This window comes from Methylobacterium sp. WL116, from assembly GCF_008039455.1.
GTDB lineage: Bacteria > Pseudomonadota > Alphaproteobacteria > Rhizobiales > Beijerinckiaceae > Methylobacterium.
In genome coordinates this window covers 1-817 of sequence record NZ_VRUV01000984.1, presented here as the reverse complement: position 1 = coordinate 817, position 817 = coordinate 1, and the positions used below count along the sequence as shown (strand labels likewise).

Annotated in this window: 2 protein-coding genes; both read left to right on the top strand. The window is 74.9% G+C overall.

Going from position 1 to position 817, the window contains the following annotated elements; genetic code table 11:
- Nucleotides 1–236, top strand: a 236-nt coding sequence (locus tag FV223_RS28930; RefSeq protein WP_147730036.1) for an HAD hydrolase-like protein, incomplete at its 5' end; no start/stop codon positions are given.
- A gap of 146 nt (nucleotides 237–382) precedes the next feature.
- On the top strand, nucleotides 383–817 hold a 435-nt coding region (locus tag FV223_RS28925), incomplete at its 3' end, for a hypothetical protein (RefSeq protein ID WP_147730035.1).

Sequence of the window (817 nt, the reverse complement as noted above, 5' to 3'; positions counted from 1 at the left end):
GCCTCGACGCGGGCGCCGCGCCCGATCCCGCCCGCGTCCTGGCGGTGGGCGACGCGATCCGCACCGACATCGCCGGCGCGCGCGGGTTCGGCATCGCCAGCCTGCTCGTCGCCCGCGGCATCCACGCCGAGGAGCTCGGCGTCTCGGCCGCCCACCACACCCTCGGCGACGTCGCCGCCTGGCTCGCGCGCCAGCCGGTGCAGCCCGACGCGGTGATCGAGCGGCTCGTCTGGTAGCCCGCCGGCCGCGGCACGGCCCGCGCACGGCGGTGCGCGGTTTCGGGGCGGTCGATCGCCCCGGCGGCACAGCCGATCCCCACTTCGAGTTGCCCGACGATGCGCCGCCCCGCTTCCACGCCGCCCCGATCGGTCAGGCCCCTCGGATGAGCGGTCTCGCCCAGCGCGATCCGGCGGCCTGGCGCTCCCAGGACCGCATCGTCGCGCGCATCGGCTCGCTGCGGCAGCTCCAGCTGTTCAACGATCGCGGCGGCATCGCCGTCAACTTCGACATCCTGCGCTCGGCGGCGCCCGACATCCGCATCGCCGGCAGCCAGAGCGAGACCTTCAGCCTGTGGGAGACCGCCTCGGCGAGCGGATTCGTCACCAAGCCGAAATTCGACGCCGACCTCGTCACCATCCGCTTCGTCACGAGCGGCAGCATCGCCTACCGCTACCGGGCCGGCGAGGCCATCGGCCTGCCCTCCCACGCCACGCTGGTCGGCTTCGAGGACCTGCGCGAGGTCCAGGCCTCGAGCGGGTTCGGCGCCATCGGCGGGACGATCCCGGTCGCGGCCGCGATGTCGGCCAGCGTCAGCGGG